Annotated in this window: 11 protein-coding genes; 7 read left to right on the top strand and 4 right to left on the bottom strand. The window is 57.5% G+C overall.

Annotated elements, in window-relative coordinates; translation table 11 throughout:
- Positions 1 to 7 precede the first annotated feature (7 nt).
- The 4 genes from EVJ28_RS14270 (at position 8) to EVJ28_RS03180 (ending at position 4,020) form a co-directional block, all read left to right on the top strand.
- Positions 8 to 643 (top strand): PcsB-like coiled-coil domain-containing protein, encoded by a 636-nt coding sequence (locus EVJ28_RS14270; protein ID WP_236634020.1) that lies wholly within the window; start codon positions 8 to 10, stop codon positions 641 to 643.
- Positions 625 to 1,341, top strand: a complete 717-nt coding sequence (locus tag EVJ28_RS14265; RefSeq protein WP_236634019.1) for a M23 family metallopeptidase — start codon at positions 625 to 627, stop codon at positions 1,339 to 1,341. Before EVJ28_RS14270 ends, EVJ28_RS14265 begins: the two co-directional genes overlap by 19 nt.
- Positions 1,342 to 1,439: 98 nt before the next feature.
- On the top strand, positions 1,440 to 2,843 hold the full coding sequence (locus EVJ28_RS03185; RefSeq protein ID WP_131487987.1) for a S41 family peptidase: 1,404 nt from the start codon (positions 1,440 to 1,442) through the stop codon (positions 2,841 to 2,843).
- Positions 2,844 to 2,883: 40 nt separating this feature from the next.
- Positions 2,884 to 4,020, top strand: coding sequence for a PDZ domain-containing protein (locus EVJ28_RS03180; RefSeq protein WP_131455809.1), 1,137 nt, complete (start codon positions 2,884 to 2,886; stop codon positions 4,018 to 4,020).
- 37 nt (positions 4,021 to 4,057) lie between these two features.
- Here the strand turns inward: EVJ28_RS03180 and glpK are convergent, their stop codons facing one another.
- The 3 genes from glpK to EVJ28_RS03165 form a co-directional block, all read right to left on the bottom strand.
- Positions 4,058 to 5,575 (bottom strand): glycerol kinase GlpK, encoded by a 1,518-nt coding sequence (gene glpK, locus EVJ28_RS03175; RefSeq protein WP_131468778.1) that lies wholly within the window; start codon positions 5,573 to 5,575, stop codon positions 4,058 to 4,060.
- A gap of 30 nt (positions 5,576 to 5,605) precedes the next feature.
- The gene (locus EVJ28_RS03170; RefSeq protein ID WP_131487985.1) at positions 5,606 to 6,313 is read right to left on the bottom strand and encodes an MIP/aquaporin family protein; all 708 of its coding nucleotides are present in this window, start codon (positions 6,311 to 6,313) and stop codon (positions 5,606 to 5,608) included.
- A gap of 98 nt (positions 6,314 to 6,411) precedes the next feature.
- Complete coding sequence (locus EVJ28_RS03165) at positions 6,412 to 7,269, bottom strand: sulfite exporter TauE/SafE family protein (RefSeq protein WP_131487983.1); 858 nt, start codon at positions 7,267 to 7,269, stop codon at positions 6,412 to 6,414.
- Positions 7,270 to 7,412: 143 nt separating this feature from the next.
- Here EVJ28_RS03165 and uvrB point away from each other — a divergent pair, with 143 nt between their 5' ends.
- The 3 genes from uvrB (at position 7,413) to EVJ28_RS03150 (ending at position 13,506) form a co-directional block, all read left to right on the top strand.
- Entirely contained in the window at positions 7,413 to 9,389 is a 1,977-nt protein-coding gene (uvrB, locus tag EVJ28_RS03160) for an excinuclease ABC subunit UvrB (RefSeq protein ID WP_304986289.1), read from the top strand.
- Positions 9,390 to 12,263: an excinuclease ABC subunit UvrA gene (gene uvrA, locus EVJ28_RS03155; RefSeq protein ID WP_131487981.1), complete on the top strand. Its 2,874-nt coding sequence runs from the start codon at positions 9,390 to 9,392 to the stop codon at positions 12,261 to 12,263. It begins immediately after the preceding gene.
- Positions 12,264 to 12,327: 64 nt separating this feature from the next.
- Entirely contained in the window at positions 12,328 to 13,506 is a 1,179-nt protein-coding gene (locus EVJ28_RS03150) for a DUF4097 family beta strand repeat-containing protein (protein WP_131487979.1), read from the top strand.
- A 93-nt stretch (positions 13,507 to 13,599) separates the two neighbouring features.
- Here the strand turns inward: EVJ28_RS03150 and EVJ28_RS03145 are convergent, their stop codons facing one another.
- Positions 13,600 to 13,956: a hypothetical protein gene (locus tag EVJ28_RS03145; protein WP_131468786.1), complete on the bottom strand. Its 357-nt coding sequence runs from the start codon at positions 13,954 to 13,956 to the stop codon at positions 13,600 to 13,602.
- Positions 13,957 to 14,083 lie beyond the last annotated feature (127 nt).

Here is a 14,083-nt window from a genome sequence, read left to right as displayed (position 1 = left end):
TTGGCGGATGAAACGTTCGCTTGCGCTTGGATTAAGTTTGACGCTACTCGCCGCGCCGGTCATGGCGACGGAGAAAGAGACGTTGAAAGAACGACAAGATCGTCTATCCAATCAATTGGAGCAGTCTAAAAAAGCGCAAGTCGAGACGGACGCCGAGCTCGAAGTCACCGAGGCACAGCGCGACGCGGTCTCAACCGAGGTTCGTGCCGTCAATGAACGTCTCGAGGGCTTAAGTGAACAGATCGCCGTCCAGCAAGTCGAAGCGGACGCGGCGCGCTCAGAGCTCGAGGCGACCCGCCAACAACTCGCTGCCCAAGGGCAGTATCTTGAAGGCCAGAAGGCGCTCCTTAGTGAGCGTCTTCGTGTGCTTCAAATACACGAGGACCGGTCTTATCTCCAAGTCGTGTTCGAATCCCGCTCGTTCGGGGATTTCGTGACGCGGCTCATGACCGCACAGACGATCGCGGAGCAAGACCGGGACCTCATACATAGCTATATGCATGAAGTCGAGCGCCTCGAGACGCTCGAGGCGACGCAACGGACACAGCTGTCGTTCGTCAAACAAAAAGAGCGCGAGCTCGTCGTCCGAAACAAGCGCTCGATCAAGCGGCCGCAGAGAAACATGTGCTTCTCTCGGAACTAAACGAGCAGGTCGAACTGCTCGAGCTCGAACGGATGACCCGTGGCGAAGAACAGGCGCTCATGAACGAACAGCGCCGCATCATCGCCAGTCAGCTCGACGCGATCGCGACGGCTGAACGGGAACAAGCGGAAGCCGAGGCTCGCGCGAAACAAGAGGCCGAGGCAAAAGCCGCCGCAGAAGCGCGAGCACGGGCCGAAGCAGCGGCACGAGCCGAAGCGAATCAAGAAACCGTGACACCACAGGCACCGCCAGCAGCGGAACCGAAAACCGTCACGGCTCCGGTCAGTACGTTCTTGCGCCCGGTGTCGGGTTACGTGTCGAGCCGATTCGGACCGCGGGAGAACCCGCTGACCGGGGCGCCGGAATCGCACCGCGGCATCGATATCGTCAACGCGACCGGCACACCGATCGTCTCGGCCGCCCCAGGTATCGTCATCAAGGCGGCTGAAGCGACCGGTTACGGCAACGTCGTCTTCGTCTCGCACGTCGTGAGCGGGCAAGTCTGGACGACCGTTTACGGTCATTTAGATTCGATCACGGTAGCGGCCGGCCAGTCGATCGGGGCGGGCCAGACGGTCGGTACGCTCGGCAACACGGGCTGGTCGACGGGACCGCATCTCCACTTCGAGCTCCACCGTGGGGAGTGGGCACCCGGGCAACCAAATGCGGTCGACCCGGGCCCTTATATCGGCTACTGACAGACGGACGCGTCCCAAATATGTGGAACGCGTCCGTTTTTCTGAAGTTTTTGCTATACTGGATGAAAGACCGACAAAAAGAAATGAGGGACTTACCCGTGAAAAACACAACCGCAGGACTACTCGCCGGCGCGACGTTCGTGGCAGGGGCCGGTGCAGGCCTGGCGACGATGGCGTTCACCGATACGAGGTTACCGATCCAACCGAAAGCAGAAGGTTGGGACAAGGTCGAACAAGTCCGCAGCTTGATCGAGACGCACTCGCTAAAGGACATCTCGGAAGAAGACTTGTTGACCGGTGCCCTTGACGGTATGACGGCAGCGCTCGATGACCCGTACTCGGACTTCCTCGACGCGGAAGAAACGTCACAGTTCACCGACTCGATCGAGTCGAGCTTTGAAGGAATCGGCGCGACTTTGGAGAAGAAAGGAGAAGACATCTTGATTGTCGCTCCAATCAAAGGCGCACCAGCCGAGGCGGCAGGTCTTCGCCCAGGGGATATCATCACCGCGGTCGACGGCGAATCGATCGAAGGGATGGCCGTCGAAGAGGCGGTCCAGCTCATCCGTGGCGAAAAAGGAACTGTTGTCACGCTGATGATCCGTCGCGGCGGGCAAGAGGCCGACTACGAGATCACACGGGATACGATCCCGATCGAGACGGTTTACTCGGAAGTGAAAGAGCAGGACGGCAAAAAGATTGGCTATCTCGAAGTGACCCAGTTCTCAGAGCCGACGGCCGATGAGTTTTTAGAGCAGCTCGAGACGCTCGAAGCAGAGAATATCGATAGCTTGATCATCGACGTCCGCGGTAACCCGGGTGGTCTCTTGCCGGCCGTCATCGCGATGACCGAAGGGTTCGTCCCGACGGACAAGCCGGTCGTTCAGATCGAGAACGCCGACGGCGAACGTCAATCCCAAAACGGACGCGCCCGTGAGGCGAAGCCGTACAATTTGTTCGTCTTGACGAACGAAGGCTCGGCCTCGGCGTCCGAGATTTTGGCCGGTGCGCTCAAAGAAGGCGCCGGTGCGACGATTATCGGCAATGCGACGTTCGGGAAAGGCGTCGTCCAGACGGCGTTCGACTTGGAAGACGGCAGCAACTTGAAGCTGACGACGAGCAAATGGCTCACACCGGACGGCAACTGGATCAACGAGACGGGTATCGAGCCTGACGTTGAGGTCGATCAACCGGATTACTTCGGGGTCAACCGCATCCTCGCGGAAGAGGATGCGCTCGAAGTCGGGGACTACGGCGAGACGGTGTCGAACCTGCATACGGTGTTGACCGGGATCGGTTACGCGCCGGGCGGTCAGCCGGGTTACTTTGGTGACACGATGGCACAGGCGGTCTCGGACTTCCAAGCCGACAACAACTTGGCGGAGGACGGGGTCGTCAATGAAGCGACAGCGTCCGCGCTCGAGTCACGGTTGCTTGAAGTCATCCAAGACGAGGCGAACGATGCCCAGTTGAACCGGGCACTTGAAGAAGCCGCAAAATAAGGATTAGGGAAAGGATTGGACAAGTGTGGACGTTCTACGAATGAGTTTTACCGCTTTGTTGACCTTGTTAGGTAGTCCGCTGCTCTGGGCGACGTTCGTCGCCCTCGCTTACATATCTATGACGCGCATTAAACGAGAGCGAAGCATGTTCCGGTCGCGCCGACGCTCGCCAAAGTCAGATTGGCGCCACTTTGTGTGGCCGAGTCTGTTGCTCGCGGTCCTCGGAACGGTAGCGACCGTCTTGCTCGAGACGACGGTCAACTTCGAGTGGGTCATCACGTTCACCGTCCTCTACGCCCTGATCGTCTTGACGATGCATCCGCGCTTCATGAGTCCGGCGTTTCCGTTCCTGATCATGCTCGTGGTCATCAGTCTGCGTGACGTTGTCTCGCTCGCGGGGCTCACGGATTGGGTCGACCGGCTCGCCGACGTCGAGTGGCCGGTGTATGCGCTCGTGTTCGGCATCGTCACGCTCGCCGAAGCGATCCTCCTTCGTTGGAACGGAACCAAAGAGACGTCACCGACGCTCATCTTGTCGAAGCGCGGCCAGTTCATCGGTGGACACGTCGTCAAGCGGATTTGGTTCTTTCCGCTCATCGTCTTTTTACCGCCTTCGTTCGGGCTCGACTTCTCGGTGCCGGTCATCTTGCCGATCCCGATCGGGGTCAGCCTGCTATCGACCGGGGCACTGCCGGGAACGCTGCTCGGCCGCTTGAGCCTGTATCGCGGTTTGCTCGCAGTGGTCGCGCTCGGCCTGTTTGCCGGGTCGTACGTCCTCGACGTCCCGTACGTCGCTTATGTGTTGATCGGTCTGTTCGTCTTGTACGAGTTCGCCTTGCAGCTCATCAAACGCGAGAATCGCGGCACGACACCGGTCTTCCTGAACGGGAACCGCGGGGCGGTCATCATCGATACGCTTCCGGGTTCGCCGGGGGAGACGATGCAGCTCGTTCCAGGTGAGTCGATCTACAAAGTGAACGGTACGGTCATCACCGGAGGGAGCAGCTTTTATGAGGCGCTTCAACTCCATAAGCCGTACATCAAGCTCGAAGTGCTCAACTTGAACGGGGATATCCGCTTCGTGCAACGGGCGATGTATGAGGCCGACCCGCACGAGCTCGGGATCTTGTTCGTCGGGGAACCGATGAGCCCGCGCTTGCGCTTACGGAAATTATAAAAGGGAGCATCCGTCGCGGATGCTCCCTTGCTTGTGTTTAGACTTCAAGTTTTGATGGTTTGAAGCCCATTGTCGCTTCGACGGCGTGTTGCCAGCCTTTGTAGAGCTCTTCACGATGCGTTTCATCCATGTTCGGTTCGAACTGATGGTCGAGTTTCCATTGCTGCTTGATCTCGTTCTGGTCTTTCCAGAACCCGACGGCGAGTCCGGCGAGGTAGGCGGCGCCGAGCGCCGTCGTCTCACTCACTTCCGGACGTTCGACCGGTACGTTCAAGATGTCCGCTTGGAACTGCATGAGGAAGTCGTTGTTGACCGCACCACCGTCGACGCGGAGCGTCTTCAATGCGATGCCGGAATCTTGCTCCATCGCCGTCAAGACGTCGCGTGTCTGATAGGCGAGCGATTCGAGCGTCGCCCGGACGAAGTGTTCTTTTTCCGTACCGCGGGTGAGCCCGAAGATGGCGCCTCGGACGTCCGAGTCCCAATACGGGGCACCGAGTCCGACGAAGGCCGGGACGACGTAGACCCCGTCGGTCGTGTCGACACGGTTCGCATACTGTTCCGTATCTTTCGCCGACTTGAGCATACGCATCCCGTCACGGAGCCACTGGATGGCCGATCCGGCGACAAAGATCGATCCTTCGAGCGCGTACTCGACTTTTCCGTTATAGCCCCAGGCGATCGTCGTCAACAGACCGTGGTCCGACTTGACGGCTTCTTCTCCCGTGTTCATAAGCATGAAGCAACCCGTTCCGTATGTGTTCTTCCCTTCGCCTGACTCGAAGCAGGCTTGGCCGAACAAGGCGGCCTGCTGGTCACCGGCCGCGCCGGCGATCGGGACTTCGAACCCGAAGAAGTGGTACGGGATCGTGTGGGCGTATACTTCACTCGATGGCTTGACTTCAGGCAGCATCGACTTCGGTACGGTGAGGATGTCGAGCAACTCATCGTCCCACTTCTGCTCGTAGATGTTGTACATGAGCGTCCGTGACGCGTTCGAGTAGTCGGTGACGTGCGCGAGACCGCCCGAGAGCTTCCAGATGAGCCACGTGTCGATCGTTCCGAACAACAAGTCTCCCGCTTCCGCTTTCTCACGGGCGCCTTCGACGTTGTCGAGGATCCATTTCACTTTCGTCCCCGAGAAGTAAGCATCGATCAAGAGGCCGGTTTTGTCACGGAACAAATCCGCATGGCCCGCTGCTTTCAATTCGTCACAGATGCCGGCAGTCTGACGCGATTGCCAGACGACGGCGTTGTAGACAGGTCTACCGGTCGACTTCTCCCAGACGACTGTTGTCTCCCGTTGGTTCGTGATGCCGATGGCCGCGATTTCTTTCGGGTCGATGTCGGCCGAACCGAACGCCTCGGCCATGACGGCGAGGACCGAACCCCAAATCTCGTTGGCGTTATGCTCGACCCAGCCTGGTTTCGGGAAGTACTGCTTGAACTCGCGTTGAGCGGTCGTGACGATCTTGCCGTCGTGGTCGAAGATGATGACCCGTGAACTGGTCGTACCTTGGTCGATTGCTAAAATATACCGTTTTTCTTTGTCCATATGAATGTGCCTCCTTAGAAGTTAGGGTGATTATGGGACGAGGATACCATAGAGCAACGCGGCGATGACAGCGCCGATGATCGGTCCGATGACTGGAATCCATGAATAGCCCCAGTCGGACGTCCCTTTGTTTTTAATCGGGAGTATCGTATGCGCGATCCGCGGTCCAAGGTCACGGGCCGGGTTGATCGCATAACCGGTCGTTCCACCGAGCGAGAGACCGATCGAGACGATCAAGAAACCGACGACGAGTGGATTCAACCCGTCGGCGAACGTGTTGGCGCCGAACGACAGTAACGCGAAGACAAGGACGAACGTCCCGATGATCTCTGAGATCAAGTTGAACGGTGTGTTCCGGATCGCTGGAATGGTCGAGAACGTCGCAAGTTTCGCGCTTTGGTCTTCGGTCGCGTCGTAGTGCGGTTTGTAGTGCGCGTAGACGAGGCAAGCCCCGATGAACGCCCCGATGAGCTGGGCAAGGATATACAGTGGCACATCGGCCCATGGAAATACCCCGCTCGTGGCGAGTCCGATCGTGACGGCCGGGTTGATGTGCGCACCTCCGTAAATACCTGCGGCGTACACCCCGACCATAACGGCGAGACCCCAACCGAACGTGATGACGATCCAGCCGCCGTTCTCGGCTTTCGAGTGGCGGAGGACGACGCCGGCGACGACACCGTTACCGAGCAAGACGAGTAGCATCGTACCGATGATTTCGCTGACAAATGCTGACATGTGATACTCCCTTCCTTTCGTATTAGAGTTGACTTACCACTTTTTTATATCCCCTAAATGAAAGCGCTTCGAAACCAAGATATTGAAAAAACCACTTCTCAACGAGAAAAGTGGTTCGGACTGGTAAATCGTTTGGAAAAATCGATGCTGATGCCGACGAGAAATACAGCAAGGGTACTCAAGCTCGCATAAGACAACGGTGTCCACCATGTCGCCCCGAGGTCGAGCACGATCGAGGTGATGACAGCCAAGTAGAGCCAAGCGAGCCGTCTTGAAATCTCGTGGTCCCGATAATGATTCGTGAGCGCTGCACCGAATGGGGCACCGATGAAAGCACCCGTCACCAAGGCGATCGGGGCCACGTAATCGAGCGACAGCGACGGCAGGTAACCGCTGAGCCCGCCGAGCGAGATGAACAGGACGGCGGCGAGACTCGTCCCGACGGCACGGTGCGTCGAAAACCCGAGCCAACTCACGAGCAGCGGGACGATGATAAAACCGCCGCCGATGCCGAGGAGCGCCGACAAGAGTCCGGCGATCGCACCGATGGAGAAACTTGCGGCAAATCCGGATTTTTTCCGTTTCGACGGCTTCGATGTTTTCTTTAGAAGCGTAACGGCAAAATAAGAAAGGATAAGCAAATAGAACACATTCAGCAACCAATCATACGTCCCGGAGATCGAGAGCACAAGCCGGCTCGACAGCTGCGCAGTGACGGCGCCGGTCAGACCGACCGTGAGACCGGTCGACCACGACACGTTGCCGAGCGACGAGTGCTTCTTCGCGCCGGCCAGGCTCGTCCCGACGACGAACAAAAGTGACGTCGCGACCGCCTCGGCCGCCGAGTATCCGTTGAACAAGAGCACCGGGACGATGATGACACCGCCCCCGATGCCGAAGAAACCGGACAAGGCGCCGACGACCGCGCCGAGCGGAATGAAGAGAAGTGACCACATGACGACCCACCCATTTCTGTTTAGATTCCTCCTCACTATAGCGAATCGGGGAGCGGTTTGGGAAGCGTCTCAGAAGCGAATATTTGTTCGTGTATGTGCTATAATCAAGTCAATATGCAAGGAACAGAAAGCGAGGAATATACATGGACAAGATCAATGTTCCGTTCGAATTACATTCGGAATATAGTCCGGCCGGCGACCAGCCGGAGGCGATCCGCCAGCTCATCGAAGGCGTCAATCGCGGCGACCGTTACCAGACGCTGCTCGGTGCGACCGGTACCGGGAAGACGTTCACCGTATCGAACGTCATCCAGGAAGTGAAGAAGCCGACGCTCGTCTTAGCTCACAACAAGACGCTCGCCGGCCAGCTCTATTCCGAGTTCAAAGAGTTTTTCCCGAACAACGCCGTCGAATATTTCGTCAGCTACTATGACTACTATCAACCGGAGGCGTACGTGCCGTCGACCGACACGTTCATCGAGAAAGACGCCTCGATCAACGACGAGATCGACAAGCTCCGTCACTCGGCGACGTCGTCCTTGTTCGAGCGGGACGACGTCATCATCGTCGCATCCGTGTCATGTATATACGGTCTCGGTAACCCGGAAGAATATAACAGTCTCGTCTTAAGTCTCCGCGTCGGCAAAGAGATGGGGCGCGACCAGATGCTCCGCAAACTGATCGACATCCAATATGAACGGAACGACATCGATTTCCAGCGCGGGCGCTTCCGTGTCCGCGGCGACGTCGTCGAGATCTTCCCGGCGTCACGCGACGAGCAGTGCTTGCGCGTCGAATTCTTCGGTGACGAGATCGACCGCATCCGCGAGATGAACCCGCTCACCGGCGAAATCATCGCCGACCGTGAACACGTCTCGATCTTCCCTGCATCCCACTTCGTCACCCGCGACGAGAAGCTGCAAAAGGCGATCGTCAACATCGAGGCCGAGCTCGAGCAACAGCTCGAGAAGTTCCGCGAAGAAGGCAAACTGCTCGAAGCGCAACGTCTCGAGCAGCGGACGAACTACGACCTCGAGATGATGCGCGAGATGGGCTACTGTTCAGGCATCGAGAACTACTCGCGTCATTTGAACTTGACGGAAGAAGGAGCGACGCCGTACACGCTCATCGACTACTTCCCGAAAGACTTCTTGCTCATCGCCGACGAGTCACACGTGACATTGCCGCAAGTCCGCGGGATGTTCAACGGCGACCAGGCGCGCAAACAAATGCTCGTCGACCACGGTTTCCGTCTGCCTTCAGCCAAGGACAACCGTCCACTCAAGTTCGAGGAGTTCGAGAAGAAGTTGAATCAGGCGATCTTCATCTCGGCGACACCGGGCCCGTACGAGCTCGAGCATACACCAAACATGATCGAGCAGATCATCCGGCCGACGGGTCTACTCGACCCGACGATCGAGATCCACCCGATCAAAGGACAGATCGACTACTTGATGGACCAGATCCGTGACCGCATCAAACAGGACGAACGCGTCCTCGTGACGACGCTCACGAAGAAGATGGCCGAAGACTTGTCGGACTATCTCCGTGAAGCGGGCATCAAGGTCAACTATATGCACTCCGAGATCAAAACGCTCGAACGGATCGAGATCATCCGTGACCTGCGGCTCGGTAAATACGACGTCCTCGTCGGGATCAACTTGCTGCGGGAAGGTCTCGATATCCCGGAAGTGAGTCTCGTCACGATCCTCGACGCCGATAAGGAAGGGTTCCTCCGTTCTGACCGGTCACTCATCCAGACGATCGGACGGGCAGCCCGTAACTCGAACGGCCACGTCATCCTGTTCGCCGACAAGATGACCGATTCAATGAAACGGGCGATCGGGGAGACCGACCGCCGTCGCACGATCCAGCAAGAATACAATGAAGAGCACGGCGTCACGCCGCAGACGATCCGTAAAGAAGTGCGCGGCGTCATTCGCGCGACGGTCGCTGCCGAAGAAGACGTGCTCGAGTCGCTCAGCTCGATGAATCAAGACGAGCGCGAGGCGGCGATCGGCAAACTAGAAGAAGAAATGAAACAAGCGGCCCGCGACCTTCAGTTCGAGCGGGCGGCCGAATTGCGTGACTTAATCTTGGAGTTGAAGGTAGGGAATTAAATGGCTGAAAAGAAAAATGCGATCGTCATCAAAGGGGCGCGCGTCAACAACTTGAAAAACATTGATATCGATATCCCCCGTGACCAGCTCGTCGTCTTGACGGGTCTGTCGGGATCAGGGAAGTCATCGCTCGCATTCGATACGATCTACGCCGAAGGGCAGCGCCGTTACGTCGAGAGCCTGTCGGCATACGCCCGTCAGTTCCTCGGACAGATGGACAAGCCGGACGTCGATACGATCGAAGGGTTGAGCCCGGCCATCTCGATCGACCAGAAGACGACGAGCCGTAACCCGCGCTCGACCGTCGGGACGGTGACGGAGATCTATGACTACTTACGGCTCTTGTTCGCCCGCATCGGGAAACCCGTCTGTCCGCGCCACGGCATCGAGATCTCAAGCCAGACGATTTCACAGATGGTCGACCAAGTGATGGAGCTCCCGGAGAAGACGCGCCTGCAAATCTTGGCGCCGATCGTGTCGGGACGGAAAGGCACGCACGTCAAAGTGTTCGACTCGCTCAAAAAAGAAGGGTTCGTCCGGGTCCGTGTCAACGGGGAGACGGTCGAACTGACCGATGACATCGAGCTCGACAAGAACAAGAAACATTCGATCGAGGTCGTCGTCGACCGGCTCGTCGTCCGCGCTGACGTCGAAGGCCGCCTCGCCGACTCACTCGAGACGGCACTCCGCCTCGCCGACGGCCGCGCCATCATCGACAAGATGGACGGGACCGAGCTGCTGTTTAGCGAACATCATGCTTGCCCGATCTGTGGCTTCTCGATCGGTGAGCTCGAGCCGCGCATGTTCTCGTTCAACTCACCGTTCGGGGCCTGCCCGACGTGTGACGGTCTCGGTACGAAACTCGACGTCGACCCGGAGCTCGTCATCCCGGACCCGTTGAAGACGCTGAAAGAAGGCGCGGTCGTCGCATGGCAGCCGACGAGCTCGCAATATTATCCGCAGCTGCTCGCCTCGATGTGTCAGCATTTCGACATCGACATGGACGTGCCGTTCGAACGGCTGTCAAAACGTGACCAAGACCTCGTCTTGCACGGGACGGAAGAAGAATCGTTCTTGTTCCGCTACGAGAACGACTTCGGCCAAGTCCGGACGAACACGATCTTTTTTGAAGGAGTGCTCCGCAACATCGAGCGCCGCTATAAAGAGACGACGTCGGATTACATCCGGGAACAGATGGAGACGTATATGGCGACGCACGCCTGCCCGACGTGTAACGGCTATCGGTTGAAAGAAGAGACGCTCGCCGTCAAGATCACCGACCGCCACATCGGGGAAGTGACGACACTCTCGGTCGAGCATGCGCTCGCCTTGTTCGAGTCGCTCATGGACGAACTGAGCGAAAAAGATATCGCCATCGCCCGGCTCATCTTGCAAGAGATCAGAGAGCGGCTCAGCTTCCTGAACAACGTCGGTCTCGACTACTTGACGTTGTCGCGGGCGGCCGGGACGTTATCAGGCGGGGAGGCGCAGCGGATCCGTCTTGCCACGCAGATCGGATCGCGGCTGACCGGCGTCTTGTACGTCTTGGACGAGCCGTCGATCGGCCTGCACCAGCGTGATAACGACCGCTTGATTGCGACGCTCAAACAGATGCGCGACATCGGCAATACGCTCATCGTCGTCGAGCATGACGAGGACACGATGATGGCAGCCGACTACTTGATCGACATCGGACCTGGCGCCGGAGAGCACGGTGGAGAAGTCATCGCCGCCGGCACACCGAAGCAGATTATGAAGAACCGAAAGTCGCTCACCGGGCAATACTTGTCGGGAAAACGGTTCATCCCGCTGCCGGCTGAGCGCAAAGTGCCGGACGAGCGTTTCATCAGGATCGTCAAAGCAGCAGAGAACAACTTGAAAGAGGTCGACGTATCGATTCCGCTCGGTATGTTCATCGCCGTCACCGGTGTCTCCGGCTCCGGGAAGTCGACGCTCATCAACGAGATCCTGTACAAGTCGCTCGCGCACCATATTAACCGCGCCAAAGCGAAGCCAGGGAAGCATAAGACGATCGAAGGGCTGGACCAGATCGATAAAGTCATCGATATCGACCAGTCGCCGATTGGACGGACGCCGCGGTCGAACCCGGCGACGTATACGGGTGTGTTCGATGACATTCGTGACGTGTTCGCGTCGACGAACGAGGCGAAGATGCGCGGTTACAAGAAAGGCCGCTTCAGTTTCAACGTCAAAGGCGGGCGCTGTGAGGCGTGCCGCGGGGACGGGATCATCAAAATCGAGATGCACTTCCTTCCAGACGTTTACGTCCCGTGTGAGATCTGTCACGGCAAACGCTACAATCGGGAGACGCTCGAAGTGAAGTATAAAGGCAAGACGATCGCCGATGTGCTCGACATGACGATCGAGGAAGGACTCGACTTCTTTGACAAGATTCCGAAAATCAAGCGGAAGATCCAGACGATCTATGACGTCGGCCTCGGCTACATGAAGCTCGGACAACCGGCGACCGAACTGTCGGGCGGGGAAGCGCAACGCGTCAAGCTCGCGTCTGAGCTTCACAAACGTTCGACCGGCAAGACGATCTACATCTTGGACGAGCCGACGACCGGTCTTCACGTCGACGATATCGCTCGGTTGTTGGTCGTATTGCAGCGCCTCGTCGAGAACGGGGACACGGTGCTCGTCATCGAGCATAACTTAGACGTCATCAAATCGGCCGACTACTTGATCGACCTCGGACCTGAAGGCGGGGACGGCGGCGGCGCGATCGTCGCGACCGGGACGCCGGAAGAAGTCGCCGAAGTCACGGCGTCGTACACCGGCAAGTATTTGAAACCGGTGCTCGAACGCGATGCGGCCCGAGCCAAACCGAAAGCAGGAAAAAAGAAATAAGTATAGAAATGTTTAGAAACGGGAACATGATTGACGTGTAACCAAATCGAAGGGGGAAACGAACGTGAAACAAGAAATGCGTGAACTGATTCTCCAGCAAGTGAAAGATGGCAAACTGACGATCGAGGAAGGGATGACCCAACTCGAGCGGCTCGAGAAGTTGGAGCCGGAGCGTATGCAAGCGCTTGAAGAACATCAAGAGACGGAGAAGGTCGATGCCTACTCGGTCGAGTCGCTCACGACGAAACTGACGTCAGCGGTCGATGGACTCGTGACGAAACTTCGCGACAGCGACTTCTCGTTCAGCTCGAACTTCGGGCCGGAAGTGACGTACTCGAAATCGTTCCCGTTCACCGGGAAAGACATCCTACTCGACTTGTTCAACGCCTCGGCGACAATCGTCTCGTCGGACCATGACGAGTGTGAACTGATCGTCACCGGTCGTCCGCTCCGGCAGCAAGACGCGGACAAGGCGCTCGAACAGCTCCAGTCGGCGGTCAAACATTCGGTCATCGGCGACCGTCTCGTCATCTCACTTCGTGACAAGCTCGTCCGGGCCCACGTTGAACTGTACGTCCCGCATCATCATTTCGACCACTTGAACGTCCAAACGTTGAACGGTGAAGTCCGTGCCGACGGGATCGACGTCGAGAGCTTCCGCGTCCAGACGGCGAACGGCCGCGTCGTGCTTCACGAGGTGCACGCTTCAGAGATCCTCGTCAACACGGGCAATGGTACGGTCGAGGTCGAAGCGACCGAGTCTGAGCTCGTCCACGTCCGGACCGGTAACGGTTCTGTCATCGTGAACGGGAAGTATGACAAGGCCTCGCTCAAGACCGGCAACGGCAACATCCGCGCCGAACTCGCGACGGCGCGTCCGGCCAAGTTCGAAATCGCTTCGCTCGCCGGGAACATCCGACTCGTCTTGCCGCACGGCGTCGAGATCGAAGGCGAGCTCGAGACGAACTTCGGTGGGCTCCACTGCGACTTAGACGACCTCGAGATCGTCCGCGATCGTAAAGATGTCGCCCAGCGTCGTCTCGAGTTCTTATCAGGCCGTGGTCAGACGCCGCGCATCGAAGTCGAGGCCGGTACGCGTACTGGTACGATCGACCTCGAGCACGGTTCACTCCACACGCCGTCGACGTTCCTCGAAGAAGACAAGCACGAACCGACGGAACCGAATGATCCGGTCGACCCGGTCAATCCGGCCGACTTGAACAACCCGTTCCATCAGCAATGACGATCAACCCCGAAGGCGAGCGCCTTCGGGGTTCTTTTTGTACAGCGTGAATCATAAGAAGCCCGAAGGCAGTTGCCTCCGGGCTTTGTCACGTCATAAATTCATTTCGTTCTCGAACTGTTCCCATTCCATCATCGGGGCGTCATACAACGTGAACGAGCCGATGATAAAGAGGATAAACAGAATCGGTCCAGCGATGAGTAGGAAGATCCCGAGGTTCCGCATTTTTTTCGAGCGGTTCCAGTAGAAGATGATGGCGACGATCATCGAAAGTAACGAGCCAGACAAGAAGACACCGACGATGTTCAGGATGAACAACAAGAGCACCGTCTCGTTCTTCGTCGTCGCATATTCGCGCCACATGTCGATGAGCGACTTGATCAAATAGACGAGCGCCGCAATCCCGACGATAAAAATAAAGGCGATGGCAATCCAAAAGAGTGCGTCCATTTTGTTTCACCTCCTTAATCATCTATACCCGTTCTACGCAATTGCCACAAATTAGTTTCATTCCTTTTGAATTGACAAGTTTTGGCTCAGTTTTCATTAACGCTTCTCATGAGGAGCTATGATACAA

The organism is Exiguobacterium sp. SH3S3, assembly GCF_004337115.1.
GTDB classification, from domain to species: Bacteria; Bacillota; Bacilli; order Exiguobacteriales; family Exiguobacteriaceae; genus Exiguobacterium; species Exiguobacterium aurantiacum_A.
Note: the sequence above shows the minus strand (reverse complement) of the source record. Positions and strands in the feature narration are given on the sequence as shown.

Excerpts from the sequence above, each read along its gene's own strand:
- EVJ28_RS14270 (WP_236634020.1), top strand. The coding sequence starts at position 8 with ATGAAACGTTCGCTTGCGCTTGGATTAAGTTTGACGCTACTCGCCGCG.
- EVJ28_RS03180 (WP_131455809.1), top strand. The coding sequence starts at position 2,884 with ATGAGTTTTACCGCTTTGTTGACCTTGTTAGGTAGTCCGCTGCTCTGG.
- glpK (WP_131468778.1), bottom strand. The coding sequence starts at position 5,575 with ATGGACAAAGAAAAACGGTATATTTTAGCAATCGACCAAGGTACGACC.
- EVJ28_RS03170 (WP_131487985.1), bottom strand. The coding sequence starts at position 6,313 with ATGTCAGCATTTGTCAGCGAAATCATCGGTACGATGCTACTCGTCTTG.
- EVJ28_RS03165 (WP_131487983.1), bottom strand. The coding sequence starts at position 7,269 with ATGTGGTCACTTCTCTTCATTCCGCTCGGCGCGGTCGTCGGCGCCTTG.
- uvrB (WP_304986289.1), top strand. The coding sequence starts at position 7,413 with ATGGACAAGATCAATGTTCCGTTCGAATTACATTCGGAATATAGTCCG.
- uvrA (WP_131487981.1), top strand. The coding sequence starts at position 9,390 with ATGGCTGAAAAGAAAAATGCGATCGTCATCAAAGGGGCGCGCGTCAAC.
- EVJ28_RS03145 (WP_131468786.1), bottom strand. The coding sequence starts at position 13,956 with ATGGACGCACTCTTTTGGATTGCCATCGCCTTTATTTTTATCGTCGGG.